This is a genomic window from Massilia eburnea, assembly GCF_050709955.1.
In the GTDB taxonomy this organism is placed as follows: Bacteria; Pseudomonadota; Gammaproteobacteria; order Burkholderiales; family Burkholderiaceae_D; genus Rugamonas; species Rugamonas eburnea_A.
Map to the genome: position 1 here is coordinate 307,710 of NZ_JBNZFX010000032.1, position 23,113 is coordinate 330,822.

The 23,113-nt window shown below is 55.1% G+C and carries 24 protein-coding genes and 1 pseudogene; 2 read left to right on the plus strand and 23 right to left on the minus strand.

The window, feature by feature from the left end; genetic code table 11:
* Window positions 1-82 precede the first annotated feature (82 nt).
* Complete coding sequence (locus ACQ4MM_RS19925) at window positions 83-2,407, plus strand: EAL domain-containing protein (RefSeq protein WP_431478971.1); 2,325 nt, start codon at window positions 83-85, stop codon at window positions 2,405-2,407.
* Between the two features lie 186 nt (window positions 2,408-2,593).
* Here the strand turns inward: ACQ4MM_RS19925 and ACQ4MM_RS19930 are convergent, their stop codons facing one another.
* The 18 genes and pseudogenes from ACQ4MM_RS19930 to ACQ4MM_RS20015 all read right to left on the minus strand — a co-directional run bounded on the left by ACQ4MM_RS19930 (window position 2,594) and on the right by ACQ4MM_RS20015 (window position 15,597).
* The gene (locus ACQ4MM_RS19930) at window positions 2,594-3,133 is read right to left on the minus strand and encodes a hypothetical protein (protein ID WP_431478972.1); all 540 of its coding nucleotides are present in this window, start codon (window positions 3,131-3,133) and stop codon (window positions 2,594-2,596) included.
* A 5-nt stretch (window positions 3,134-3,138) separates the two neighbouring features.
* Entirely contained in the window at window positions 3,139-3,645 is a 507-nt protein-coding gene (locus ACQ4MM_RS19935) for a DUF3304 domain-containing protein (protein ID WP_431478973.1), read from the minus strand.
* Window positions 3,646-3,755: 110 nt separating this feature from the next.
* Window positions 3,756-4,349, minus strand: coding sequence for a hypothetical protein (locus tag ACQ4MM_RS19940; protein WP_431478974.1), 594 nt, complete (start codon window positions 4,347-4,349; stop codon window positions 3,756-3,758).
* A 172-nt stretch (window positions 4,350-4,521) separates the two neighbouring features.
* The gene (locus ACQ4MM_RS19945; RefSeq protein ID WP_431478975.1) at window positions 4,522-4,962 is read right to left on the minus strand and encodes a DUF3304 domain-containing protein; all 441 of its coding nucleotides are present in this window, start codon (window positions 4,960-4,962) and stop codon (window positions 4,522-4,524) included.
* A gap of 114 nt (window positions 4,963-5,076) precedes the next feature.
* Window positions 5,077-5,481, minus strand: a complete 405-nt coding sequence (locus ACQ4MM_RS19950) for a hypothetical protein (RefSeq protein ID WP_431478976.1) — start codon at window positions 5,479-5,481, stop codon at window positions 5,077-5,079.
* 100 nt (window positions 5,482-5,581) lie between these two features.
* Window positions 5,582-6,028 carry a DUF3304 domain-containing protein gene (locus ACQ4MM_RS19955; RefSeq protein ID WP_431478977.1) on the minus strand — a complete coding sequence of 149 codons (447 nt, stop codon included), beginning with the start codon at window positions 6,026-6,028 and terminating at the stop codon, window positions 5,582-5,584.
* A 378-nt stretch (window positions 6,029-6,406) separates the two neighbouring features.
* A pseudogene (locus ACQ4MM_RS19960) lies at window positions 6,407-7,491 on the minus strand (IS3 family transposase); the annotation flags it as partial.
* 98 nt (window positions 7,492-7,589) lie between these two features.
* Window positions 7,590-8,036 (minus strand): DUF3304 domain-containing protein, encoded by a 447-nt coding sequence (locus tag ACQ4MM_RS19965; RefSeq protein WP_431478978.1) that lies wholly within the window; start codon window positions 8,034-8,036, stop codon window positions 7,590-7,592.
* Between the two features lie 102 nt (window positions 8,037-8,138).
* Window positions 8,139-8,978: a DUF4123 domain-containing protein gene (locus tag ACQ4MM_RS19970; protein WP_431478979.1), complete on the minus strand. Its 840-nt coding sequence runs from the start codon at window positions 8,976-8,978 to the stop codon at window positions 8,139-8,141.
* Between the two features lie 8 nt (window positions 8,979-8,986).
* Window positions 8,987-9,952: a DUF2345 domain-containing protein gene (locus ACQ4MM_RS19975; RefSeq protein ID WP_431478980.1), complete on the minus strand. Its 966-nt coding sequence runs from the start codon at window positions 9,950-9,952 to the stop codon at window positions 8,987-8,989.
* Window positions 9,900-10,547: a hypothetical protein gene (locus tag ACQ4MM_RS19980; protein WP_431478981.1), complete on the minus strand. Its 648-nt coding sequence runs from the start codon at window positions 10,545-10,547 to the stop codon at window positions 9,900-9,902. Before ACQ4MM_RS19980 ends, ACQ4MM_RS19975 begins: the two co-directional genes overlap by 53 nt.
* A 17-nt stretch (window positions 10,548-10,564) precedes the next feature.
* Window positions 10,565-11,730 (minus strand): IS3 family transposase gene (locus ACQ4MM_RS19985; RefSeq protein ID WP_431478982.1). Its coding sequence is split into 2 segments (ribosomal slippage): window positions 10,565-11,478 and window positions 11,478-11,730, totalling 1,167 coding nucleotides; the frame shifts between segments, so codons are not numbered across the junction.
* Window positions 11,731-11,783: 53 nt separating this feature from the next.
* Window positions 11,784-12,260 carry a hypothetical protein gene (locus tag ACQ4MM_RS19990; RefSeq protein WP_431478983.1) on the minus strand — a complete coding sequence of 159 codons (477 nt, stop codon included), beginning with the start codon at window positions 12,258-12,260 and terminating at the stop codon, window positions 11,784-11,786.
* A gap of 354 nt (window positions 12,261-12,614) precedes the next feature.
* On the minus strand, window positions 12,615-12,842 hold the full coding sequence (locus tag ACQ4MM_RS19995) for a hypothetical protein (protein ID WP_431478984.1): 228 nt from the start codon (window positions 12,840-12,842) through the stop codon (window positions 12,615-12,617).
* Entirely contained in the window at window positions 12,839-13,069 is a 231-nt protein-coding gene (locus ACQ4MM_RS20000; protein WP_431478985.1) for a hypothetical protein, read from the minus strand. Before ACQ4MM_RS20000 ends, ACQ4MM_RS19995 begins: the two co-directional genes overlap by 4 nt.
* Window positions 13,059-13,568 carry a DUF3304 domain-containing protein gene (locus tag ACQ4MM_RS20005; RefSeq protein WP_431478986.1) on the minus strand — a complete coding sequence of 170 codons (510 nt, stop codon included), beginning with the start codon at window positions 13,566-13,568 and terminating at the stop codon, window positions 13,059-13,061. The genes ACQ4MM_RS20000 and ACQ4MM_RS20005 overlap by 11 nt, the downstream gene beginning before the upstream one ends.
* A gap of 70 nt (window positions 13,569-13,638) precedes the next feature.
* Window positions 13,639-14,502 (minus strand): DUF4123 domain-containing protein, encoded by an 864-nt coding sequence (locus ACQ4MM_RS20010; RefSeq protein WP_431478987.1) that lies wholly within the window; start codon window positions 14,500-14,502, stop codon window positions 13,639-13,641.
* Complete coding sequence (locus tag ACQ4MM_RS20015; RefSeq protein ID WP_431478988.1) at window positions 14,503-15,597, minus strand: DUF2345 domain-containing protein; 1,095 nt, start codon at window positions 15,595-15,597, stop codon at window positions 14,503-14,505.
* Window positions 15,598-15,752: 155 nt separating this feature from the next.
* On the opposite strand from ACQ4MM_RS20015, the gene ACQ4MM_RS20020 reads away from it, so the two are divergent.
* A complete protein-coding gene (locus tag ACQ4MM_RS20020) occupies window positions 15,753-17,582 on the plus strand; it encodes an EAL domain-containing protein (RefSeq protein ID WP_431478989.1) in 1,830 nt (609 codons plus the stop codon).
* A gap of 28 nt (window positions 17,583-17,610) precedes the next feature.
* On the opposite strand, the gene ACQ4MM_RS20025 is transcribed toward ACQ4MM_RS20020, so the two are convergent.
* The 5 genes from ACQ4MM_RS20025 to ACQ4MM_RS20045 all read right to left on the minus strand — a co-directional run bounded on the left by ACQ4MM_RS20025 (window position 17,611) and on the right by ACQ4MM_RS20045 (window position 23,108).
* Window positions 17,611-17,910, minus strand: a complete 300-nt coding sequence (locus ACQ4MM_RS20025) for a hypothetical protein (RefSeq protein ID WP_431478990.1) — start codon at window positions 17,908-17,910, stop codon at window positions 17,611-17,613.
* A gap of 6 nt (window positions 17,911-17,916) precedes the next feature.
* Window positions 17,917-18,873, minus strand: a complete 957-nt coding sequence (locus ACQ4MM_RS20030; protein WP_431478991.1) for a hypothetical protein — start codon at window positions 18,871-18,873, stop codon at window positions 17,917-17,919.
* Window positions 18,874-18,915: 42 nt separating this feature from the next.
* Complete coding sequence (locus ACQ4MM_RS20035) at window positions 18,916-19,362, minus strand: hypothetical protein (protein ID WP_431478992.1); 447 nt, start codon at window positions 19,360-19,362, stop codon at window positions 18,916-18,918.
* A gap of 166 nt (window positions 19,363-19,528) precedes the next feature.
* Window positions 19,529-20,743: a T6SS immunity protein Tli4 family protein gene (locus ACQ4MM_RS20040; protein ID WP_431478993.1), complete on the minus strand. Its 1,215-nt coding sequence runs from the start codon at window positions 20,741-20,743 to the stop codon at window positions 19,529-19,531.
* Window positions 20,658-23,108: a phospholipase D-like domain-containing protein gene (locus tag ACQ4MM_RS20045; protein ID WP_431478994.1), complete on the minus strand. Its 2,451-nt coding sequence runs from the start codon at window positions 23,106-23,108 to the stop codon at window positions 20,658-20,660. The genes ACQ4MM_RS20040 and ACQ4MM_RS20045 overlap by 86 nt, the downstream gene beginning before the upstream one ends.
* Between the last annotated feature and the right edge of the window lie 5 nt (window positions 23,109-23,113).

The following is a 23,113-nucleotide window of genomic DNA, read 5'->3' on the forward strand; positions in this document are numbered from 1 at the left end:
AGCAACGCGCAACGGTGCCGCCATTGCGTGCCGCGCCGGGTTTCCCCCATCATGGGATTTTTCATCCCAGCAGTGCAAGGTTATGGCTCGTCCCGAGGAACGCTACGCCACCGTGGTCCTGCCGTTTGTGCTGGCCGTGGCGGCGCTCACCCTGGTGGCAGTGTTCAGCCTGTCGATAGCGGCTACCCTGCGCGCCTATGTCGGCGGCGAAAGCTATTGGTCCAAAGGCCAGAAGGCCGCCATCGCTTCCCTGCAACGCTACCTCGTCACCTCCGACGAACAGGACTACGCCCAATTCCAATCCGAACTGGCGGTGCCGCTGTCGGACATGCGCGCGCGGCGCGAAATGGACAAGGAACAGATGGATTGGGACGTGGTGCGCGAGGGCTTCCTGGGCGGCCGCAATGCCGACGAAGATATACGCGGCATGGTTTGGCTGTACCGCAATTTCAAAGACCTGTACCTGATGGCGCGCGCCATCACCTACTGGGAACACAGCGACCAGCACCTGCTGCGCTTGCGGGAGTTAGGCGAGCGCGTGCATGAGATGCCGCCCGCCGCCCGACCCGCCCCTGTAGTGCTGCTTGAAATCCAGGAAATCGACCGCCGCCTGACCCCGCTCGCCATCGGCTTTGCCGCCGCCATCAACGATGCCGCGCGCCAGGTGTCGAATGCCTTGCTGGCCGTGCTTCTGCTGGCTGCTGCCGTGCTGGCCTGGAGCGGCAATGGCTACCTGCGCCGCTCCTTTGCACGGCGCGAACGCCTGCTGCAGCAACTGCTTCAAAGCCAGGCGGAAGCGTTCGCAGAAAAAGAACTGGTGCAGGTGACTCTCGGTTCGATTGCCGACGCCGTCATCACCACCGACCGCGAGCAGCGCGTCAGCTATAGCAACCGCAATGCCGAACAGATGCTGGGCATGTCCGGGACCGAGATGCTGGGACGCCCGCTGGATGAAGTGTGCCGGCTGGAAGGCGAGGGCGGCGCCTTACACGTTTTGGCGGGCGATGGCACGCCGCTGCCGGTCGACCGCTCGGAAGCGCCGATCCACGCGCCCGACGGCACCGCCATCGGCCAGGTGATCGTGCTGCACGACGCCAGCGAAGCACGGCGCCACGCCGCGCAACTGAGTTACCAGGCCACGCACGACGAGCTGACCGACATCATGAACCGGCGCGAATTCGAGCGCCGCCTGCGCGAATTGCTGGCTGCCCTGCGCCAGGGCAGCGGCGGTGAACATGCCGTGCTATATCTCGACTTGGACCGTTTTAAGATCATTAACGACACCAGCGGCCACGCGGCCGGCGACGAGTTGATCAAGCAAGTCAGTCAACTGCTGCAAGCCACGCTGCGCGAACGCGACATCGTCGGCCGTTTGGGCGGCGACGAATTCGGCATCATGCTGACGCAGTGCAGCCACGAAGATGCCCTGCGCGTCGCGGAGAAAGTACGCAAGGCCGTGGTGGACCTGCATTTCGCCTGGGGCGTGCGCAGCTACCGCATCGGCGTCAGCATCGGTGTGGTGCTGCTCGATGGCCGCAGCAGCAGCCTGAAAGAGGTAATGAAAGCGGCCGATGCGGCCTGCTATATGGCAAAAGAAAAGGGCCGCAACCGCATCCACCTGTACAGCGACGACGATGCTGAACTGTCCGTGCGGCAGACTGAAATGGAAGCCGTGTCACGCATCCGCGCCGCACTGGAAAACGACCGCTTCTGCCTGCACCTGCAAACTATCGTCCCGCTGCGCGGCGGCCGTTCCCATGCCGAGGTGTTGGTGCGCATGCTGGACGAAGAAGGAGGCCTGGTCCCGCCGATGGCCTTCATCCCCGCCGCCGAACGCTATGACCTGATGCCGATGCTCGACCGCTGGGTGATCCGCCACGCCTTCGAAGCGTTGGCGCAGCAACCGCCAGGCACGAGCTGGGCCATCAACCTGTCCGGCGCCTCGGTGTGCGATGAAGGCTTGCTCGAATTCGTACTGGAACAGCAGCGCATCACCGGTGTGGCGCTGGAAGACGTATGCTTTGAAATCACGGAAACGGTGGCGGTGGCCAACTTGGCCCAGGCCGCAACGTTGATCCAGGACCTGCAGGCGCAGGGCGCCCGCTTCGCGCTCGACGACTTCGGCGCGGGCATGTCCTCCTTCGCCTATCTGAAACATTTACCGGTCGACTACGTGAAGATCGATGGCAGCTTCATTCGCGGCATCCTGCACAGCCCGACCGAACGCGCCATGGTCGAATCGATCAACCAGATCGCGCATGTGATGGGCAAACAGACCATCGCCGAGTTTGTCGAGGACGATGAGATCCTCGCTTGCCTGCGTGCCATGGGCGTGGATTTCGCCCAGGGCTACGGGGTGGGGCGCCCGCAGCCGCTGTTGGCGGCGCAGTCGGCAGATGTGGTTTAACTGCGGTGGCCGAGGCGGGCGCGCAGGCCGATGGCGGCCATGGTTGAAAGCGCGATTACTTCTCGCGTGGCCAGCTCCTTCAGGCCTGCGGCCGCATGTTCCTCCGATTTCCGCCGCGGCAGTTCGTAGCGTTGGCTGATGCTCGTGGCATAAGCTGGCGTATAAAACGCCTCCTTAAGGGACGCACTATGATCTGGTCCGCGCGAATTCCGCAGCTTCCAACATGTCCTGCTTATGGCGGCGGCGACGTTCCTTTTCAAAACTTAATTTGGATTCATTTTCAGAGGCCGCCACTTGTCTAATCATAGCGTCTGCCGAATTACCAAAATAGACACGGCGGAATTTTGCGAGTCCAATGCCGTTGAGTAAGAACTCATCTGCGCCGTCTTGATGTAGACCAGCCATTGAGTCATGAACCCAGTTATCAAAGAACTCAACCATTTCCATCGACTGTGGCTTATCACTCAGCGACTGTATGACGCTCAAAACGTCGCGCTCTGGTGCTCCAGCGTCGACCAACAACGGGGAAAGGTGGTGATCAAGCCACTTGCACCATTGTTCGATTTTTTCGCGAATCTTGTCAGCCGCAGCGTCCGCCTGACCCGTATCTCGTTCTTCAACTGCCGCTATGCGCTTGCGGAGAATATACTTATATTTCTCCGCAATAATTGGCGGCGGAGATAACGATACAGCCTTCTCCAACAAGATCGGGATTCTTTGCGACATCTACATTAGCAGGCATGGCCAGGACCTCGCGGGTTCTCAAATTTCAAGTATTCGTCTTTTGTTCGATTTGCCTTCCATGGCAGCAGTAACTGTGGATCCATTGGGTAAAAAGGATGCTCGGCGCCGCAATTAGAAATAACAATTCGAACTATATCTTTATCATAAAAATGCACATGTATATTTCCAGCGTGGTCGTACATCGGAATTTCGACATCGGCCGATTGAGGAGGCAGTTGGGGGCTGTCATCTGTTAGTCTGTCATAGACCCAGACAACTTTAACATGCAAGCCAGGATGCCATTTTTTTGGCAAAGAAACACAGCAACTACGCTTTCCCCCACCTGATTCTGGGTCAACGTTCGGCCCCATGGCACCATTTACTGTAAACTTATAGACCGGCTTATCAATCGTATGATTGTACGCAACAAGTGCGCCAGAGAAATTTTGTTCTTCGCATGCACTCATTAACGGCACAAATAGAAGAAGCAATGCAATTTTTTTAAAAATACTCATCTTATCCACTCTCAAAATATAAATCGCTTGAAAACCAGACTAGCCCCAAGTTCTCTTGGCTTCTATGGTCAGGCAATTGGTTTAAGCGATTTCATTCCTAGTCTTATTTACTATACAAAACCTTCGGAAACCAATCCGGCTCCGAGATCTCCGACGCTCCATCGCTTAGCGGCGAGATAAGCTGCCAACGATTCTTCTTGATTGGTTTGCCCGTGCGATAAAAAGGCTGCCACCGCCAGCGAAACGATATCTGACCAATTACTTACATCGTATTTGCGCGCCAGTTCACAACTGTCCGCAACCGTTTCGTAGCGCATGGAGCCACTCATATCCTTGGGAAGAATGTCCGACATTGAATCCGATAGCAGCGACAGCACGTTATCTGGCTCGGCCGAGGAAAGGAGGGCCGCGAGTTGATCATGCTCTAGGTGGATGGTCGGCACTCTGGCAGCTTCTGTTTGTGGAACAGAGAGAGGCGCGAGGTTACCGAGTCGATCGATTATCGCCCATTGAGCCACAGAACCGGAAATCGCTGCCCACTGTGCTGGTTTAAGTACTTGCGGGAGGACGGCGAGTGTTCTTGTATCTGCCAACCGCAATAGCATTCGCTGATGATCAACTGCCGTGATCCAATGTAACGGTTCCCACGATTCGCTCAGTTCCTTGAGTTCGATTCGGCTCCCAAGAAAGCTGTCGCGGTACAAGTTATTGTTGGTTCCATCGAAAAATAAGGCAACATAAACAGGAACGGAACATGGCTTTTCATCTGACGCATCACACCGCTGAGCAATCTTAGATTGCTCTTGCGCAGTGGGGGGCAGTAGTTTGCGACAGGAAAGGGCGCGTTAGCAGGTGTAGCGTTAATCATGTTCGCTGTTATTCGGCCTGTTGCAAAGCTGGTTTTCGGGGACGGGGAATTGGGTGCAAAGGACTTGCGCCATCATATGGCGAAACGATTACACGAACCTTGTCTTTCGGGTAGAAGTGCAAGTAGTTGCTTCCTGGCTCTGCATACTGCTCAACCTCTACTTTCTGTTGTTTATAAATGTGTTTGCTCCCTTCGGGCATATCCCATTCAATCAAGACAACCATGCCTGGGTACCATCTATTCGGAACCATTGCGCAGCATATGTTGGCCATTCCCGCCCCCCAAGCTGGCATATTGGCCCCACCTGCACCATTGACTGCAGCAGAGTAGATGAATTTATCGGTGTGATTAACTATTCCGACACTTGCTCCGTAATTCGAAGCAGCCTGCTTCGGTTGCGTTGCACAGGAAGCCAGCAGCATTGTGCATAACACCACAATTGTTTTCACTAAGGATCCTTTGTTCAGCTAGGTAAGATTCCAAAAGCTCGTTGGTAGTTTCGCAATCTCCGCAAAATACTCATTCCCGACAGGTCTGTATTGACGAACTAATTCGCCAGCGTCCTAATCCTTGAAGAGTAAGCGGCCACCGTCGACGACCCGGGAAACAGCGTTTAACGTTTGCAGCAATCCCCAAAGAATTCGCGGCTGACCACCTTTCGCGAAAGCCTTTCCCTCCTGCGTTTCAGTTTGCTCACCGATTTGAGGAAACGGTGTGCCTGGTCCGGGAATATAGTAGGCAATCTTACCTTCTGGTACTTTGTTGCCCGGAAAAGCAAGGAACAGGCGAGCGATATTACTGTGATCTGCGGATTCCTGCGTCACTGGTTTGTTACTGATTGCTGTCGGTCTTCCTTTGGTATCTGGAACGCCCTCTCGTACGCCATCTTTATCTCGGTAAAGATTGTTATTAGTTCCGTCAAAAAAACGCAACATGCACTGGAATGGAGCAAGGCCGGCTCTCATCATGAGCAGTTTTTTCAGAAATTTTAGACTGATCCAATGCGTTAGGGGCAAGAAACTCGGCCACTGGAAACGGAGCAGAACTAGGAGAAGCGTTGATCATGTTTTACTGTGCTTGAGGGCGTTGATCGGCTGGTTGTTTAGGCGCTGGAATGGGGTGCTTAGAACTCCAGCCGTCATAGTTTGAAACTACAACTCTGATTTCGTCGTTTTGAAAGACGTGAATATATACGCTGCCAGACTCGTCGTATTTCTCTACATCGACGACCTTCTCCTTGTATATGTGCTTGCTTCCCTGAGGCATATCCCAGCGTATTAGTACTTGCATGCCCGGGTACCACTTCTTCGGAACCATAACGCAACATATGTTCGCCGCACCGGCACCCCAAGCTTCCATATGACCGCCACCGCCGCTATTTGCAGATGCTGAATATATGAAATTCCCAGTGTGGTTTACGATCCCTACGCTCGCGCCGTAGGTGGATTCATCTGCTTTTGGCTGCGTAGAGCACGCAGTTAGAAGTAGCGCGCCAAATGCTAAGAGCAATTTCATTCTTTGACCTCTAATTGGTTGTCGTAAGCAGATAATTTGCCTGCATGGAGCGATTTTCCTCTGCAACGATCCAGAAGCTCGCTGGCAGCTTGGAAATCTCCTCAAAATACTCGCCTCCATTCAGCACGCGACTTATGATCTTGCCCCGCCACCTCCGGACACAACCTATCGCTTGTGTAAATTTTTAGGCTGCACTAGCAGCTCGTAAGTGAATAAATTCAGTTTTGGTTTTGCTACTCAAGGCATCCGCGATTGCCTCCATCCCCATCCCTTCCAGGCGAAGACCCGCGCTCCAGCCGCGAGGTGCCGTCTCAACTGATTTCCGAAAGATGACAAGGCAATCCCCCCATTTTTGATGCGCGCCAGAAGTAGGGGGTAAGCGGCGAGAGCGAGCTTCTGTTTTGGTGTGATTCCGCCCAAGCCCATGTTGGGTCGCTCGTGATTGTAAGTCCAGAGCCAGCCGGTGGCAAAGTGCTGGATTTCGTCCAGCGATTCAAACAGGTGCTGCGCAAGCCAGTCGTAGCGCACCGTGCGGTTATAGCGCTCGATTTAGGCGTTCTGCTGCGGCTGTCCAGGCTGGATAAATGCAATCTCGATGCCGTGCTTGTTCGCCCATTGCGCTGTGACGCCGCTTATGTATTCCGGGCCGTTATCACAGCGTATCGTTCGAGGCTTACCACGCCACTCAAAGACTTGGTCCAGCGTTCGCACAACGCGCTCCGATGGTAGTGAGATGTCCACGTCGATGGCCAGTCCTTCTCGGTTGAAGTCATCGATCACGTTGAATAATCTGATACTGCGACCATCGGCAAGCTGGTCGTGCATGAAATCCATCGACCAGGTCTGGTTGATGGCGGTCGGCACGGCCAAAGGCACGGGCTTGTCTCTCACGATGCGCTGTCGCGGCTTGATGCGCAGATTCAGCTCCAGCTCGCGATAGATTCGACACACCCGCTTGTGGTTCCAGCCGAAGCCTTTCACGTTCCGAAGGAACAGGAAGCACAAACCGAAGCCTCAGTTGCGCTGATTGTTCGTCAGGCGAACCAGCCAGTCGGTTATCACCTCATTCTCGGCATTGAGCTTGGCTTGATAACGGTAGCAAGTCTGGCTGATGCAGAAGGCCGCACAGGCGCTCTTGACGGTCATGCGGCCAGCTTCGACGTAGTGTCGCGCCATCTTACGTCGGCGAGATGGCTTCACCACTTTTTTGCCAGAGCCTCCGCAACGACCTCTGCCTTCAGGCGCTCCTCCGCGTACATCTTCTTCAGCCGGCGATTTTCCTCCTCCAGCTCCTTCATGCGCGCCATCAGCGAGGCATCCATGCCGCCGAACTTGGAACGCCATTTGTAGAACGTGGCACGACTCATGCCATGCTCGCGGCACAGTTCGGGGACAGGGGCGCCGGCCTCAGCCTGCTTCAGGATGGCGATGATCTGGCTTTCGGTAAAACGGGACGTCTTCATGCAGTAGAACCTTCAATTTCAAAGTTAGAAAATTCTACTTCCTGCGGCGATCATTTGGTGGGGGGATTACCGAGTAGCTGAGATTGTAGTAATCATATTTAACGTGGTTCGCCGGACTGAGTGATTGGTTTTACAGGTGCTTTAATGGGATGATTTGCACTTGTGCTCCAATATCGCGAAACGACGACTCGAACTCGATCATCCGGGAAAAAATGAATGTAGATGCTACCCGGCTCCTCATACTTTTCAACCTCGACGATCTTTTCCTTAAATATGTGCTTGCTTCCTTCTGGCACGTCCCAGCGAACAAGCGCCTGCATGCCGGGGTACCATTTAGTCGGGACCGAAGCGCAACAAACATTACCGATGCCAGCGCCCCATGCGTTCATATTTGCGCCACCTGCACCATTCACCGTGGCGGAGTCAATGTATTTAGAAGTGTGATTAACGATCCCAACATTGGCTCCATAATTGGAGCCGTCTTGTTTGGACTGAGTCGAGCAAGCAGCCAGTAAGACTGCCCCAAAGACAAGTTGCAATTTCATGAATTGTCCTATCGTAGTGGAGGCTATTTTGTTCGGCTATTCTCTGCCGTGTCCCAGAATGCCGTCGGTAGCCTATCAATTTCGGAAAAATAGTCGTGCCCATCACGTATTCGATTCAATGCCTCTGCCATCGCAGGATGCCTTGTAAAATCGTGCGGAAACATCAAGGCTAAAATGCCGACGGGCGCGCGCTGCTTCGATATGATATGCAGCCCCAATTCTCAAGTGACGAGATACGGATTCATGAGCACGAACGGGAGATTGATCGCGCAGGAGGTCTGCCTGGCTGAGGTGGATGCTGTTCAAAATTGCATCGGGCTCGGATAGGTCAACCAATGCCGCGAAAGTGGATTCATTCATCGGCCACTTCTCGAAATCCGCTGCGATAGGGCATGAGATACTGCCACCAATCCATTTCAATTCATCACCACTGCGACTTGCAGTCCACCAACAATGAACTGGGCTAAGCAGATGGTTTCGCTGGACGCCAGCCAAAGAATTCATCAAGCCTGGCACGATGCGCGTATCCCCCCAGCGCACCGGCCATTCAACAGTGTCTTCCGTTCGACAAACGAGGTATGGACGAAGATGTTGTCGCAGTGACTCGGCATCGATTGCGCTTGCGATGATGCTGAGCATTGGCTTGCCACTGCATTCAGAGAACAGATTCACCAGCCACTTCGTGAGACCGCCAGGCTGGCCAATGAATGTGGTTAGCTGCGGCGCTGCGGTCCCGAGGGATTGCAGTGACGTGTTTGCGTAAAGGGAATGGCGTGGCCAGCGGCTTCGCGGATACGATTTGGAGAACTGTTCATCGAAAGCTCCATCCACGAGTGCCATGAGGTGAAACGGCGCATCCTTATGCTGTGCTTGCAACGATTCGATCTCCTGCGCGATCTTCGCAGGCAAAGTCGGTGACGTTGGATTTACTGCGAAATACATGGTCTACCTCATGCCGCTGCTGGTGCGATGAATGGGCTACCGCTGCGGAGTGCAGCCAACAAGCACGGTTTGCAAATGCTGGTGGGCAGTGCAGGCATTGTGTAGTCAGTCTTGGTTGGGCCGATGAAGGACTTCTTACCTGCCTTGATCTCAATCTTGCCAGGGCACTGCACCGTAATGTTGCCACCATCAATTGTGATGTTTGCGCCGCCAACGGTGGACAGGCTGATCTTCTTCGCCGAAGCCCAATCGATATGTGCGTTGGAGCTCTTCACGTTGATCACGTCGCGTGCCTGCACCATCATTGCGCCAGCCTGTGCCTGCACGTCGATCGGATCGCGCGCGGCGATGACCTGCACGCCGATGTCCTGCTCGCCCGCCTTGACTGCGCCGCCCAGCATGCCGATCGCTTGCTGCGTGTGGATACGCAACTGGCCACCGGCGGTGACTTGCGTGTCGGCGCCGCTCATGACGGTTGTTGTCTTGCCTGCGGCCATTTGCAGGTCGCGTGCAGCGCTCATTGACAGGCCGTCCTTGGCGGAGAAAGCGATGACCGGATCGGCGCTGTGCGGCAATTTTCCGGCATCAGTACCGGTCTTGCGTTCGCCACCTTCAGTAACAAAAGAAACATAGCGACACGCATCAGATTGCCAACGCACTTTGTACTTTAAGTTAGGCACATCGGGAAAGTAGATCGCGCAGCAAACTCCACCGCCACCACCGCTTGTAGGACTGCTCAATTGAATGTTGCCGCCGCCTGCTCCATTCACAGAAAACTGATCAATGTAGCGAGATGTGTATCCGGTCAGGGAAAAATCATACGCGTCTTTTTCAAGCGCTTGCTTGATGCAGCTGAAAAACTTGGGTTGCAGGCGGAAAGAATCTGAAACAGAAGCAATCCCAACGCCAACCGAATAATCTTCAAAAACTGTCCTCTTCGTCGCTCGGTCGATCAGGGAAGACTTGGCGGGCATCCTCACTGGTATCAAAGGCTTTGTCGAACTCATCGCGTGTCTTCCATTGTTCCTTACCGTCTGGCGTTCCAAAAACCAAGTCAGCCATCGACAACGGAGTGCTCTTTAGAGGATTCCGTAAAGATCGATTCCAGCTCAACGCAACCAAAGTTGGCCGACCATTCGCATCTACATCGTAGACACGGTGGTACACCTGGTGGGCAATAAGTCGCGGAGCGGTTGTCTTCAAAAGTCTGTCGTCAAAGCCCGGATTGGGACCAGGACGAGGTTGTCGCCAGTCGTCGATCGTAATGATACGTTTGATCTTGCCTTTTTCATCGAGCTGTTCATGGCGCAAAACATATCCCGCGAGCATGTAGAAGCGGTGCCGGGCAATGTGTTCGTTTGGCCTGAACAGTTCATACAAGCGCGTTTGCCCGTCTAAGCGCGTCATTCGACGTCGTTCGTATTTGTAAAGCTCGTCGGGATTCTCGAGGAGCGATATGGCAATCGGGGGCTTCGAGAAAGCATAATTTGACCCATTCCATCTTCCGAATACATCAACAACCATGTTGGCAGCATTGTTGTCCAGCTTCCCGTTGAGGTGTACTGTCAATGGTGGACACTTCCGTTTCAAGCAGCCAGCACCTGTTTGCCGAAGTTCTCAGCGAACCTCGCTGGCGACTCGTAACCAAGGCGCGAATGGCGCCGCTGGCGGTTATAAAAAATCTCGATGTACTCCTTGATGGCTGCCTCCGCGTTGGCCCGTGTAGCGTACCTCTGATGATGAATCATTTCGTTCTTCAAGCTGCCCCAAAAGCTCTCCATAGGCGCGTTATCGAAGCAGTTCCCCTTGCGCGACATAGAGGCCCGCATTCCGAACTGCGAGACCAGCTTGCGGTAGTCGTCAGCGCAGTATTGGCTCCCCCGGTCAGAGTGCAGGATCAGCCCTGGCGCCGGCCGCTTACTCCGCACCGCCCGCCACAGCGCTTTCGCCGTCAGATCCTGCGTCATTCGCGCGCCCATGGCATAACCGACCATCTCGCATGTGAAGACGTCTTTGATGCCCGCCAGGTAGAGCCATCCTTCCTCGGTGGCGACATAGGTGATGTCGCTAACCCAGGCCTCATTCGGCCGTGTCGGCGCGAAGGTCTGCTCCAACAAGTTCGGCGCCACCGGGAAGGCGTGCTTCGAATTGGTCGTCGCTTTGAACTTCCGCTTTTGCTTGCAGCGCAGACCCAGTTCCCGCCGCAGCCTTACGATGCGATCACGCCCTGCGTCAAAACCTTGTGCGGCCAGCTCTGGCTGCAAACGCAACGGCCCGTAGGTCTCGCGCGTCTGCGCATGCGCGGCCTTGATGGCGACCTTCAATCGCTCGTCATCTTGCCGTCGTTGAGATGGCGGGCGACCCACCGCTGCATAGAAGCCGCTGCGCGACACCGAAAGGACCCGACACAACAAGCCAAGCGGGTATTCAAGTCGCACCGATTTCATGAACGCGTACCGGGCAGCGACTCCCTCGCAAAGTACGCGGTGGCCTTTTTTAATACTTCCTTTTCCATCCGTTCGACAGCCAGTTCTTTGCGCAACTTGGCGACTTCCGCTTCCAGTTCGGCGACGCTACGGCTGCCTGGAGGCGCAGCAGCATCGGCACTACGTTTGGCGGCGCTTACCCAGTTGGCCAACGTCCCTTTGGGTATCGCAATCCGCTTGGCTGCTTCCTCAAGCGTCAAGCCTTGCGCCAGTACCAGCTTCACCGCCTCGGCCCGAAACTCTGGCGTGTATGTTGTTGATTTCATGATTTCATTCCCTTTGACAAGTTTATCAAATGGAAGTGTCCGAAAAACTCAGGTTACCTCACGTAGGTGGATCCATATATTTCGGTTACGCCCTGTCGCGAATTGACTTTGGCGTTGCCCTCAACCGAGTTTGGCGTTGAATCGATTTGGAATGGCGACCATTCCTCTCGCCATCGACTGATCCCTTTAGGGATGTGCCAACGCGAACGTAATTCAACTTCTTTCCCTTCAATGCTTGCGAACCTAAACTCTCGCCACTCGTCTCTGGGTGAAGGTTCGCCTTTCGGGCACTTTTTCGAATATTCAGGATTCACCCACAGGATCACCCTATCGCGGTCATCGTAGCGGTTGCAATGCCGTGCAGTCGAGTTCACGGGAAGTTCTTTTGATAAATCAGCTTCGACAATTTGTTCGATCCGTCCTTTGCTGTCATAGGAATAGGTCGTACTATAAGCAAGCGTCAGGTTTCGCTTCAATAAGCTGTTAGATAAAGTATTTCCTTTGGCATGTTGTTCGATCTGCTCAAACATGCGTTGTGCTTGGCCCAGATTCTGGCGCGGCACCCATGAGTCAACCCTGCAAACACGTGCGGAGGTGCCGTTATTCGCGGACTCGAAATACCAGAGCATGACTGGGCCGGCGTCATGGACTAGAGTTTTTTTCTCCTGGCTTGTTATGCCTGGCGGCGGTGGTGGGGGATAGGGTTTGCGAGTCCGACCGTAAGGAGATTCGCCAAACGATCTAAGTCCATCAGGTGTCTCACCTGTGTATACGCTGATATCACTTGATGGCGGAATCATAGGATTCGCTTGAAAGCACCCGGCGGTGCTATACCCACAGGCAAGTGTTAGTAAAGAAAACGCGAAGTGGCTTTTTTTCATACTTTAACCGTAGGTCCTCGTTGCCTGAGGTTTGGATTCATTCATCGATAGATCGACAGTGCCATGCTTTGTCGGATTTTCCTTTACTTTGACTTTCGCTGCCCAATCGAGCGGAGCTTCCACGAAGAATCCAACTAGTTCACTGCTCAAATAGTTCATAGCTTTTTCTACATTGTGAACAGTCTCACCGGCATACAACTGTAGGCGGCGGCCGAACTCAATATTTTTCATCGCAGTGATTTGATGTGGGCCACGAAGTCGATTTCGCGATTGTTTCCCGTGCCGTCAAAAAACATGCCGATAAATACTTGCCCGGAGCACCGCTTCACTTCTTCTTTGGACTTAACGGCGGTCAGCGCTTTCACACGCTGCATGGTCTCCATGGCGCTCAGTGGGCGAAACCTGGACCTGGTACTAAACAGTTCCGGATTTTTTGCGGGCTGGATGTTAACAGTCATGACTTTCCCTTGCTCTTTTTTCCCACTCCAAATACTCCTCTTTCGTTCCTTTGGTCTTCCATGGCAGAAGAGAATTTTCGTCCATTGGGTAAAATGGGTGGCCTGGCTGGCAATTGGAAACAACAACCTTCACCTGGTCCTGGTCATAAAAATGCACATGGATATCGCCCACTCTTCGTCCGTATTGAGGGACGTCGAGTTCAACCTGCTTTGACGGCGGTTGCGGATCTCCCTGGTTCTTGCGGCTGTACTGCCACCAGATCTTGACCCGCATGCCAGGACGCCATTCAGCAGGCAGGCTGATGCAACACATGGACTTGCCTCCTCCACTTTCCGGATCGACGTTGGGCCCCGGTGCTCCATTTACAGCGAACATGTAGATGGACTTGTCTTTCGTATGATTAAACCCCACCACGGCTGCGCCAACTGTTCGCTCCTCGCAGGAGGCCAGCAAAAATAAGAATGCAACGCTCAGGATTGCAAAAAATGTTCTTTTCATCTTGGACCTTCAATCAATTTCAATCGCACATCGATCCGGCGCCAAGCATCGGATCACAGAAAGCTCTCGCTTACCAGACTTGTCCCGAGATCGCCGGGTGGGACTGTTTCCTGGTGAGGTATGCGGTCAAGCTTTCATTCTGGTTTGTCTTACCCTCTGTCAGGAAAGCTGCAACCGACAGCGAAACCACATCCGCCCAGTTAGTCACTTCGTGCTTGCGCGCCAATGCGCAACTATCCGAAACCATCGCATAGGCTCGCGAGCCCGTCAAATCTTGCGGAAGTATGTCCGACATCGAGTCAACGATCAGTGCCAGGATGTTGTCCGGCTCGGCTGCCGACAGCAAAGCGGCCAATTGCTCGTGCAGGAGATGAATGCTCGACGCTTTAGCTGCGTCAGGGGCTGGCAACGGAAGGGGAGTCAGCCTGCCGGAACGATTGACGACAGCCCATTGCGTCACTGGTGCGGCGAAAGCAGCCCACTGGCTTGGCTCCAATATCCTCGGTAGTTCCGCAAGGATTCTGGTGTCTGCCAATCGCAACAGCATCTTCTGATGATCGATTGCAGTGATCCAATGTAATGGCTCCCACGATTGGCACAAGGTGTTCAAATCAAAGCGGCTCGCGAGAAAGCTGACCATCGGGCGGTCGTGGCAGTGGCGCAAGAGTCGAGTCAGGAAAGCTTGGTCGTAGACCGGATCGAGTGGCACTAGTATTGGCGCGGCCTTGCGCAGGCCTTCGTACGCCGGGCCGCCATAGCAATTGATCCCTCGGCTCCAATACGGCGAAGCGTCGGGAGCGGGATAGTCAAATGCGGCATCAATCAATGCAGCCCAATGGTCGTCGGGCTGGGCTTCAGCCAGCGCGAGCAAGTCCGTCCGCACTGCAGGAATGTTCGTCCGATCTTGGCCGAAAAATTCTGGCATTGTTTTCATTTACACCACCGCAACTGGCGCGCCAGATTTCAGAGCTTTGATCAGGCAGTCGATACAAACAGGCTCGCTCGAAGGGAACTTGGGAAGCGCGTAGTCCGTGCGCTCCGGGCCGATGAACGACTTCTTACCTGCCTTGATGTCGATCTTGCCAGGGCACTGCACCGTGATGTTGCCACCATCAATTGTGATATTTGCGCCGCCAACGGTGGACAGGCTGATCTTCTTCGCCGAAGCCCAATCGATATGTGCGTTGGAGCTCTTCACGTTGATCACGTCGCGCGCTTGCACAAGCATCGCGCCGGCCTGTGCCTGCACGTCGATCGGATCGCGCGCGGCGATGACCTGAACGCCGATGTCCTGCTCGCCCGCCTTGACTGCGCCGCCCAGCATGCCAATCGCTTGCTGCGTGTGGATGCGCATCTGGCCACCGGTGGTGACTTGCGTGTCGGCGCCGCTCATGACGGTTGTTGTCTCGCCTGCGGCCATTTGCAGGTCGCGTGCGGCGCTCATTGACAGGCCGTCCTTGGCGGCGAAGGCGATGACCGGATCGGCGCTGTGCGGCAATTTTCCGGCATCAGTACCGGTCTTGCGTTCGCCGGCATCGGCTTGGGCGGCGTCGAGGCCAGCGTCACCCACCATGCCGGAGACGGCAGTGAGCAGCGATTTCAGCGGCGCTTCTTTTTCATCGAGCGCGTTGGCTTTGGCCTTGTGTGCGCCTATGTGGGAGGCCAGGCCCACGGTGCCATTCTTCACTGCGACATCGCTGAAGGATTCGCTAAGCTTGACGGCTTGCTTCAGCATCGCGATGCCTGCAGTGTTGTCGCCAGCCGGTTCGCGCTGCGAGGCACCGTGTGTGATCTTGTAGCTGGTGACCAGCAGGCCGGCGCCGGCGCGTACGGCGCCGTAAGCATCGGTGCGCAGTTCTGCGCCCTGGCCGCGCAGGCTACCGCGATAGTTGTCGGTGTTGTGGACCAGGTGGCCCAGGTTCAGTTCCGTGGCGGCTTGGGTGGTGCGCAGTTGCACGCGGCCCTGGCTGTCGGTGTCGTCGAACACAAGCTGGTTGTAGCCGCTGCCGCCGAATTCCTTGCTGCGCACGCCCCACTGAGCGGAGGCATTGCGGTGGGCGCCGCTGCCGCTGCCGGAGCCGTGCCATACAGGGCCATGGCCGCCGACCAGGTTGCCCTGCGCCGAAGTGGCGTGGTCGTGCGCCTGGCCAAAGTGATCGGACGCTTGCTGCGCCCGCCCCTGTAGTGCTGCTTGAAATCCAGGAAATCGACCGCCGCCTGACCCCGCTCGCCATCGGCTTTGCCGCCGCCATCAACGATGCCGCGCGCCAGGTGTCGAATGCCTTGCTGGCAGTGCTGCTGCTGGCTGCTGCCGTGCTGGCCTGGAGCGGCAATGGCTACCTGCGCCGCTCCTTTGCACGGCGCGAACGCCTGCTGCAGCAACTGCTTCAAAGCCAGGCGGAAGCGTTCGCAGAAAAAGAACTGGTGCAGGTGACTCTCGGTTCGATTGCCGACGCCGTCATCACCACCGACCGCGAGCAGCGCGTCAGCTACAGCAACCGCAATGCCGAACAGATGCTGGGCATGTCCGGGAGCGAGATGCTGGGACGCCCGCTGGATGAAGTGTGCAGGCTGGAAGGCGAGGGCGGCGCCTTACACGTTTTGGCGGGCGATGGCACGCCGCTGCCGGTCGACCGCTCGGAAGCGCCGATCCACGCGCCCGACGGCACCGCCATCGGCCAGGTGATCGTGCTGCACGACGCCAGCGAAGCACGGCGCCACGCCGCGCAACTGAGTTACCAGGCCACGCACGACGAGCTGACCGACATCATGAACCGGCGCGAATTCGAGCGCCGCCTGCGCGAATTGCTGGCTGCCCTGCGCCAGGGCAGCGGCGGCGAACATGCCGTGCTGTACCTCGACCTGGACCGCTTCAAGATCATCAACGACACCAGCGGCCACGCGGCTGGCGATGAATTGATCAAGCAAGTCAGCCAACTTCTGCAAGCCACGCTGCGCGAACGCGATATCGTCGGCCGTTTGGGTGGCGACGAATTCGGCATCATGCTGACGCAGTGCAGCCACGAAGATGCCCTGCGCGTTGCGGAGAAAGTACGCAAGGCCGTGGTTGACCTGCATTTCGCCTGGGGCGTGCGCAGCTACCGCATCGGCGTCAGCATCGGTGTGGTGCTGCTCGATGGCCGCAGCAGCAGCCTGAAAGAAGTAATGAAAGCGGCCGATGCGGCCTGCTACATGGCAAAAGAAAAGGGCCGTAACCGCATCCACCTGTACAGCGACGACGATGCCGAACTGTCCGTGCGGCAGACTGAAATGGAAGCCGTGTCACGCATCCGCGCTGCGCTGGAAAACGACCGCTTCTGCCTGCACCTGCAAACCATCGTCCCGCTGCGCGGCGGCCGTTCCCATGCCGAGGTGTTGGTGCGCATGCTGGACGAAGAAGGAGGCCTGGTCCCGCCGATGGCCATCATCCCCGCCGCCGAACGCTACGACCTGATGCCGATGCTCGACCGCTGGGTGATCCGCCACGCCTTCGAAGCGTTGGCGCAGCAACCACCCGGCACGAGCTGGGCCATCAATCTGTCCGGCGCTTCGGTGTGCGATGAAGGCTTGCTCGAATTCGTACTGGAACAGCAGCGCATCACCGGTGTGGCGCTGGAAGACGTATGCTTTGAAATCACGGAAACGGTGGCGGTGGCCAACCTGGCCCAAGCCGCGACCCTGATCCAGGACCTGCAAGCACAGGGCGCCCGCTTCGCGCTGGACGACTTCGGCGCCGGCATGTCGTCCTTCGCCTACCTGAAGCACCTCCCGGTCGATTATGTGAAGATTGACGGGAGTTTCATCAAAGGCATCCTGCACAGCCCGACCGAACGCGCCATGGTCGAATCGATCAACCAGATCGCCCACGTGATGGGCAAGCAGACCATCGCCGAATTCGTTGAAGACGATGCGGTGCTGGCCTGCCTACGTGCGATGGGCGTAGATTTCGCCCAGGGTTATGGGGTCGGGCGGCCGCAGCCATTGCTGGCCGCACAGCCAGCCGTCATAGTGTGACCGCTTGCCGCGGCAAGGCCAAGAAAAACTATCTTGACAATTCTATCGCCCAGAGCAGGAATGGGCTTGTGGCGATTGGCACTATCCAGAATGCTTCTACTGCTGGCCTGCTTCGCATAAACAATGCACCGGCGACGAGGCCCACCAGCGCAGCAACTGGTGCTGCAAGCAGGAGGAATAGCTCCACCGTCCAACCCTTCTGATTGCTCTTCAGGATGAGTGCGAACAGCACGAACTCAATTGCGGTGACAATTAGTCCAATGAGAGCCGCTTGCCAAAGCGCGCGCCTGAAGTCGTCTTCAGTTTTCGAATCTTCTTTCATCGTCATTAGCGCTTATTCGTCCTCGTCCAGCGATCGATCAGGGAAGACTTGGCTGGCGTACTCACTGGTATCGAAAGCCTTGTCGAACTCATCTCGACTTTTCCATTTTTCCTTGCCATCTGGAGTGCCAAATACCAGGTCAGCCATCGACAGCGGGGTGTTCTTCAATATCTTGCGCAAGGATCGATTCCAGCTCAATGCAACCAAAGTTGGCCGGCCGTTTGGAGCTACTTCGTAGACACGGTGGTACACCTGATGTGCAATAAGTCGGGGCGCGCTCGTATTCAATAGCTTGTCGTCGAAGTCAGGGTTAGAGCCGGGACGAGGTTGTCTCCAGTCGTTGACGGTGATGATCCGTTTAATCTTGCCCTTTTCATCGAGCTGCTCATGTCGTAAGACGAACCCTGCCAGCATATAGAAACGATGCCGGGAAATGTGCTCGTTCGGCTTGAAAAGCTCGTACATACGCGTGTCATTGTCGAGGCGTGTCATGCGGCGCCGTTCGTATTTGTAAATTTCATCCGGCGCTGCCATTACTGATATCGGAACTGGCGGTTTGGTGAAGTAATACGTAGAGCCATTCCAGTGCCCGAATACGTCCACGACCATATTGGCTGAGTTTTTGTCACGTTCACCGAACGTGGAACCAAAGATTTCCTTGACACCGCGCTTCGAATCTACGTTTGCGTGTCCACGAATGGAAGACGTTGATCCATCGAGCTGGAATGGGGCCCATTCTTCGACCCATTTTCCATTCTTCTTTGCGACATGCCACCGCTGGAGGAGCTGCACCTCTTCACCTTTGACGTCCGCATACTTGAATTGCCGCCAAGTGTCAGCAGGTGCTGGCTCAGCGTCTGGGCACCTATTAGTTTCGTGCGGTTCAACCCAAAGAATGACTCGGTTCTTTTCATCATAGCGGCGGCAATCGGTGACCCGAAGAATTTTTTTGTCAGGATCCGAGAACATAGCTTCCTCAACGCGAATAATTCGGTTCCTGTTGTCGTACGCTTATCTGGTGCTTGACAATAGCACTCGTTGATCCTGAACCAGGCTCTCCAGTAGCTTGTAGCCCGATGCAAAGCGCTGGCTTTGATCAAGCATTTTCTTTCGCTTTTCATCCGGATCGTCATTTTTCGGCCACCAGTAATCAACGCGGCAGATCCTCCAATTATTGTCCGGGCCTCTTTCATAGTAGGTGATGTGACCAGTAGCCTCGGCAGGCATTTTTCCTTTATTCGCCAGCCCCAGCATTTCTGACGGTAAAGCGGCAGGAAAAGCCTGCCGATCCCGCGGATATGGATCGCGGCCAAAACGAGAAAGCCATTCCGGCTTGTAGCCAACAAATGCTTTCGTATCAGGGGATGGAGGCACGATGGGATCTGCCTGAAAGCAAGCTGCAAATGCAGGTGGCAGACGTACTAAGAGAAAAATAAGAGTGAGGACTTGTTTGATCATGCGGCTGAAGTCGTTTCGAACGCTGCCATCCGGGCCTGCACTTTGTTCGCAGGATGCGTCTTGGAGTTGCAGCAGGTGATGACGGAAGTAATTGTGCTGCTTTCCCTTGGCATCGCAGTCATCGATGGATAGTCAGTCGACCTGCGACGCTTAAAGCGTTTGCCATTCACTGCGTTGAACTCGAACGGATTGGCGCAAAACTCCTGGTCTGAATCGTTGACGCGACGCGCTGTGCCAGTTCAAGCAGCGTCTTTTCATCTACGGGTTGCAGGCCACGAGCTCGAGCAACACTTCCTTCTCGAATTACGTGAAGAACCAGGTTAGGTGCGTCCGTGCGTGCGGTGTGGTCGCCCGCTACATAAGCTGAATAGGCAAAGTCGGTGCTGCCATCGATGCGAGTGATCTTTACAAGCGTGGACAGGCCTCGGCGTCCATCGATCTCCACATCTTGTGTCTTGCGCGGCCCCCAGCCGGCCGTTACTTTTCGTCCGGTCCGGCTGTGTTGATATTGCGACCAAAATTCGTTCAACGCGGATTCAGCTTCTGTCGTTCCTGGCAATTTCGGGGCGTCTAACTCTGGAGCGCTGGCGTCCTGGACAATGATTGATACGTCGGGGTAGGACTTGCTGCGATAAGTGGCAGTGATACTTCGAAAATGTTGACCGTTATCTCGTATGAAACTAAATGGTAAGCATACGCCACTATCCTTAGGGATCGAGAAAACGGGCCTTGCGACAACTTGTTCTGCGAACGACTTGAAAAGCGCAATGTTTTCCCGCCTTGATTTGTCAACATACCCGTATCGCCCGGCCAGAAGGTGGCCATCCAACTGAATCAGGAACCTGACGTTCTGCTGCGTGCTCCACGCCAGGACACCATTGGAGCCGGTCTGGACGTCGGAAACTTTTGCGCCTTGGCCGTTTGCTCCTTGAGAAAGGCGGGCTTGCAGTGAGTCTTTAGCTTTCAGGAACTTGGCGCGAGCATCTTTGATTTCGCTGGGAGTTAACGAATTGGAGGCCAAATAGTAGCCCGTGTACGCAAACCTGCTCCAGCCTGCTTTCTGGCCATCTGGAAACTGTGGTTCAGAGAGGCCATTGCCTCCCTCCAATTCATCCACGAGCTCACCAAACGCGTGGCCAGCAATTTCCACGTCCGAAGGAAGCTGAAGCTTGGACCGCCCAACACATTCCTCCTTCCATTCCAATGGCGCTGCAATACTGCTTACCGACGTAAGAGATACAAACAAGACGGTCCCAAGCGAGCGCATGCCTGACTTTTCAATCTGCCTCATGAATTTAGCCTTGTCTTTGATCAGAATTAGCAGGTGTGTTTGTGGCTGCCACTGCGATGGCTGCTCGATTTTTTTGCTCGTCTGTTTCATGCTGGTTCTCGACAATCAATGCGGTAGGGTATCGAATCCAAATGTTTTCCCCTCTCGTCCAATGCACAGGTAGGGCGCTGACAAATCCTTTGATTGATTTCAAAGACGATGGGTCCTTCGGTTGAGGTACATTCTTCCAAAAGTTTTCGTGAAACGGAATCGGGCTATTGAGGTCGCCAACCAATTTCGTCTTTGCTCGCCGGCGCATTTGGCTGTTCCAGGTTGCTAGAACGGACGCAAATGCTTCCTGATCATGTGCCGCGAAATTCCGGGGGATGTATGCAAAGGCCTGCTCAAAGGCCGCAGCATTTGAAGCAGCAAGCTTTGCGATTGCGCGCCAGCTCGCGGGCGATCCTGGTTCGTCAATTGCCTTTTCAATTCGTGGCGCTTCGCGGCCGGGCAGGCCTACTCCAAACAGCTTCTTCCAGATCTTTTTGCGAAGCTCATGGGCGAAGACCCGGACTGGTTGGTTGCTGCCGACGCCATTGATATCCGCACGTTTCGTGTCTTCATCGGATACAAGTATGGCCAGTTCCGAGTCGCGATCTCCCAATAAGCTTCGATCATTAATATTCGCACTGCCGAACAAGGCGAAACGATCATCGACAATCATCAACTTGCTATGAACATATATTTGTTCAGTGACGTACTTGTCCCCAACTTTTCCCCAATTTCTCAAATTGAGCAAGGTGACGTATTCGTTACACTGTTCGATCTCAACGCTACGGTACTCGGTATTGGCAGGGTCGTCGATCACCCTGCGGTAACTTGGGTCTTTTTTATCTTTTAGTTCACGCGCCTTGATCAGCCTGCGGATGCCGTTGATCAGGCTATGACTGCCGAAAACCAAGGTCTGCATTGTGAAGTACACCTGGACGGCAATCGACGGGCTGTAAAGCGAACCTTCCGGATGTACTGGAACGGTGATGTAAACATGGAATTTTGGCTTCTTCACATCGTCCACGATCGCTTCGCGCAATCGCTGCAATAGCGATTTCAATATGCCGTTTTGGGGAAGTCGATCAAGATCCTCCCCTTCGCTGTCGGAAAGGCCGCGAACTATGCGTAACGAGGTGTTGCTGATTCCGCTGTCACCGTCCTTGATGTATTGAGCCGCAGGTGACAGGGCATCCGCAGGACCCCCAATTTCGCCAAAGTCGGATACAAAGAACTGATTTTCAATGTAGATAAAGCGACGTGACTTGGCAATAAGCCCTTTCATCGCCTCGTAGATATCGGTCTGGATTCCTCGTGCATTCTTGCTGCCGTTCTCTTTAATGCAGTGTTCCCTCGATGCGCTGCGCAAGACTTGAACTAGCGCCTTGCCCGTTTTCGGATAAGACTCTGGTTTTGGCGCCGCTGCCAGTTTGACTTTCGAGACGCAGTTCCAGCGGCCAACGAAGTTTCGAAGCAGGTGCGAAACGGCTGGTCCCTCGACTCTGCTGTGAATGTCCTGCCATGGCATCCGGGGCTGACGTGACGGGTCCAGCGTAGCTGGTGCGGTTGAGTTGGACGAAAAACTCGCCGAGTTGGCTGCGATGTCCATGCCTCCGGCTTCAGCATAGGGAATCTGCCAACCTCCCTTTGCGATTTTCTCGATTTCTTCGTTAGCCTTACTCGGCAAAATCAGATTTCCCATGTCATCATAGGTATTCGATTTATCCAACACCCCTGACATCAAGTCTGGATCCACGTTTTGGGTCGACTTGATATCCAAGAGGCGCGGAATTCCAGGGTTGTACCTGTTCAAGCCTTGTCGCCCTTTCGCGTCGGGCCTGAGGTCGTAGGTGTTGTCGTCAAATCTGCCGTAGGCGAGATCGATTCCTCCGACATAGGCGATCTTTCGGTCGACGACGACTTGCTTCTGATGATGGCTGTAATAGCCTCCATTGAATTCTACGAATGCAGGACAGAGGGCGACGTGGACCTTGGCTGGCTTTCCCTTTGCATTGGGGAGGAGAGCATTGATCGATTCGAGGACAATCCTGGTCTGGTCATCATAAGTCTGGACCGGCTCCGTATCATTCCACGGCATTACGTAGATGTTGACGCCTCGCTTGGCTGCACGTAGCAATACGTCATACAGGCGCACTCCTGGCGCCAGCAATGCATCCCAATTCACCTGCCATCCTGCTATGCATATTTCGCTCGCCGCCGCATCGAACTCTTTAATCAGGTCTGCGAAATAGGCCTCGCCAGTAGTAAAGGCGACCACCTTGTTCCCGGCAGTAGGTGCTGAGAACACGGCGCTTTGGGCGTTGCTCACCCACAATTGTTCAGTATGTGCGGCATGATGTGCAGCCCCCGATTTGTCCACGATCTGATATAGCGTAGGAGGGACTTTAGGTGTTTGATTCGAACTCATATGGC

Coding starts and splice junctions, on each gene's coding strand:
- ACQ4MM_RS19935 (WP_431478973.1), bottom strand. CDS start 3,645: ATGAGTATTTTTAAAAAAATTGCATTGCTTCTTCTATTTGTGCCGTTA.
- ACQ4MM_RS20045 (WP_431478994.1), bottom strand. CDS start 23,108: ATGAGTTCGAATCAAACACCTAAAGTCCCTCCTACGCTATATCAGATC.
- ACQ4MM_RS20025 (WP_431478990.1), bottom strand. CDS start 17,910: ATGACGATGAAAGAAGATTCGAAAACTGAAGACGACTTCAGGCGCGCG.
- ACQ4MM_RS20035 (WP_431478992.1), bottom strand. CDS start 19,362: ATGATCAAACAAGTCCTCACTCTTATTTTTCTCTTAGTACGTCTGCCA.
- ACQ4MM_RS19930 (WP_431478972.1), bottom strand. CDS start 3,133: ATGTCGCAAAGAATCCCGATCTTGTTGGAGAAGGCTGTATCGTTATCT.
- ACQ4MM_RS20030 (WP_431478991.1), bottom strand. CDS start 18,873: ATGTTCTCGGATCCTGACAAAAAAATTCTTCGGGTCACCGATTGCCGC.
- ACQ4MM_RS20000 (WP_431478985.1), bottom strand. CDS start 13,069: ATGACTGTTAACATCCAGCCCGCAAAAAATCCGGAACTGTTTAGTACC.
- ACQ4MM_RS19925 (WP_431478971.1), top strand. CDS start 83: ATGGCTCGTCCCGAGGAACGCTACGCCACCGTGGTCCTGCCGTTTGTG.
- ACQ4MM_RS20005 (WP_431478986.1), bottom strand. CDS start 13,568: ATGAAAAGAACATTTTTTGCAATCCTGAGCGTTGCATTCTTATTTTTG.
- ACQ4MM_RS19975 (WP_431478980.1), bottom strand. CDS start 9,952: ATGCCCGCCAAGTCTTCCCTGATCGACCGAGCGACGAAGAGGACAGTT.
- ACQ4MM_RS19990 (WP_431478983.1), bottom strand. CDS start 12,260: ATGTTTGAGCAGATCGAACAACATGCCAAAGGAAATACTTTATCTAAC.
- ACQ4MM_RS19950 (WP_431478976.1), bottom strand. CDS start 5,481: ATGATGAGAGCCGGCCTTGCTCCATTCCAGTGCATGTTGCGTTTTTTT.
- ACQ4MM_RS20040 (WP_431478993.1), bottom strand. CDS start 20,743: ATGAAACAGACGAGCAAAAAAATCGAGCAGCCATCGCAGTGGCAGCCA.
- ACQ4MM_RS19965 (WP_431478978.1), bottom strand. CDS start 8,036: ATGAAATTGCAACTTGTCTTTGGGGCAGTCTTACTGGCTGCTTGCTCG.
- ACQ4MM_RS20010 (WP_431478987.1), bottom strand. CDS start 14,502: ATGAAAACAATGCCAGAATTTTTCGGCCAAGATCGGACGAACATTCCT.
- ACQ4MM_RS19995 (WP_431478984.1), bottom strand. CDS start 12,842: ATGAAAAATATTGAGTTCGGCCGCCGCCTACAGTTGTATGCCGGTGAG.
- ACQ4MM_RS19955 (WP_431478977.1), bottom strand. CDS start 6,028: ATGAAATTGCTCTTAGCATTTGGCGCGCTACTTCTAACTGCGTGCTCT.
- ACQ4MM_RS19970 (WP_431478979.1), bottom strand. CDS start 8,978: ATGTATTTCGCAGTAAATCCAACGTCACCGACTTTGCCTGCGAAGATC.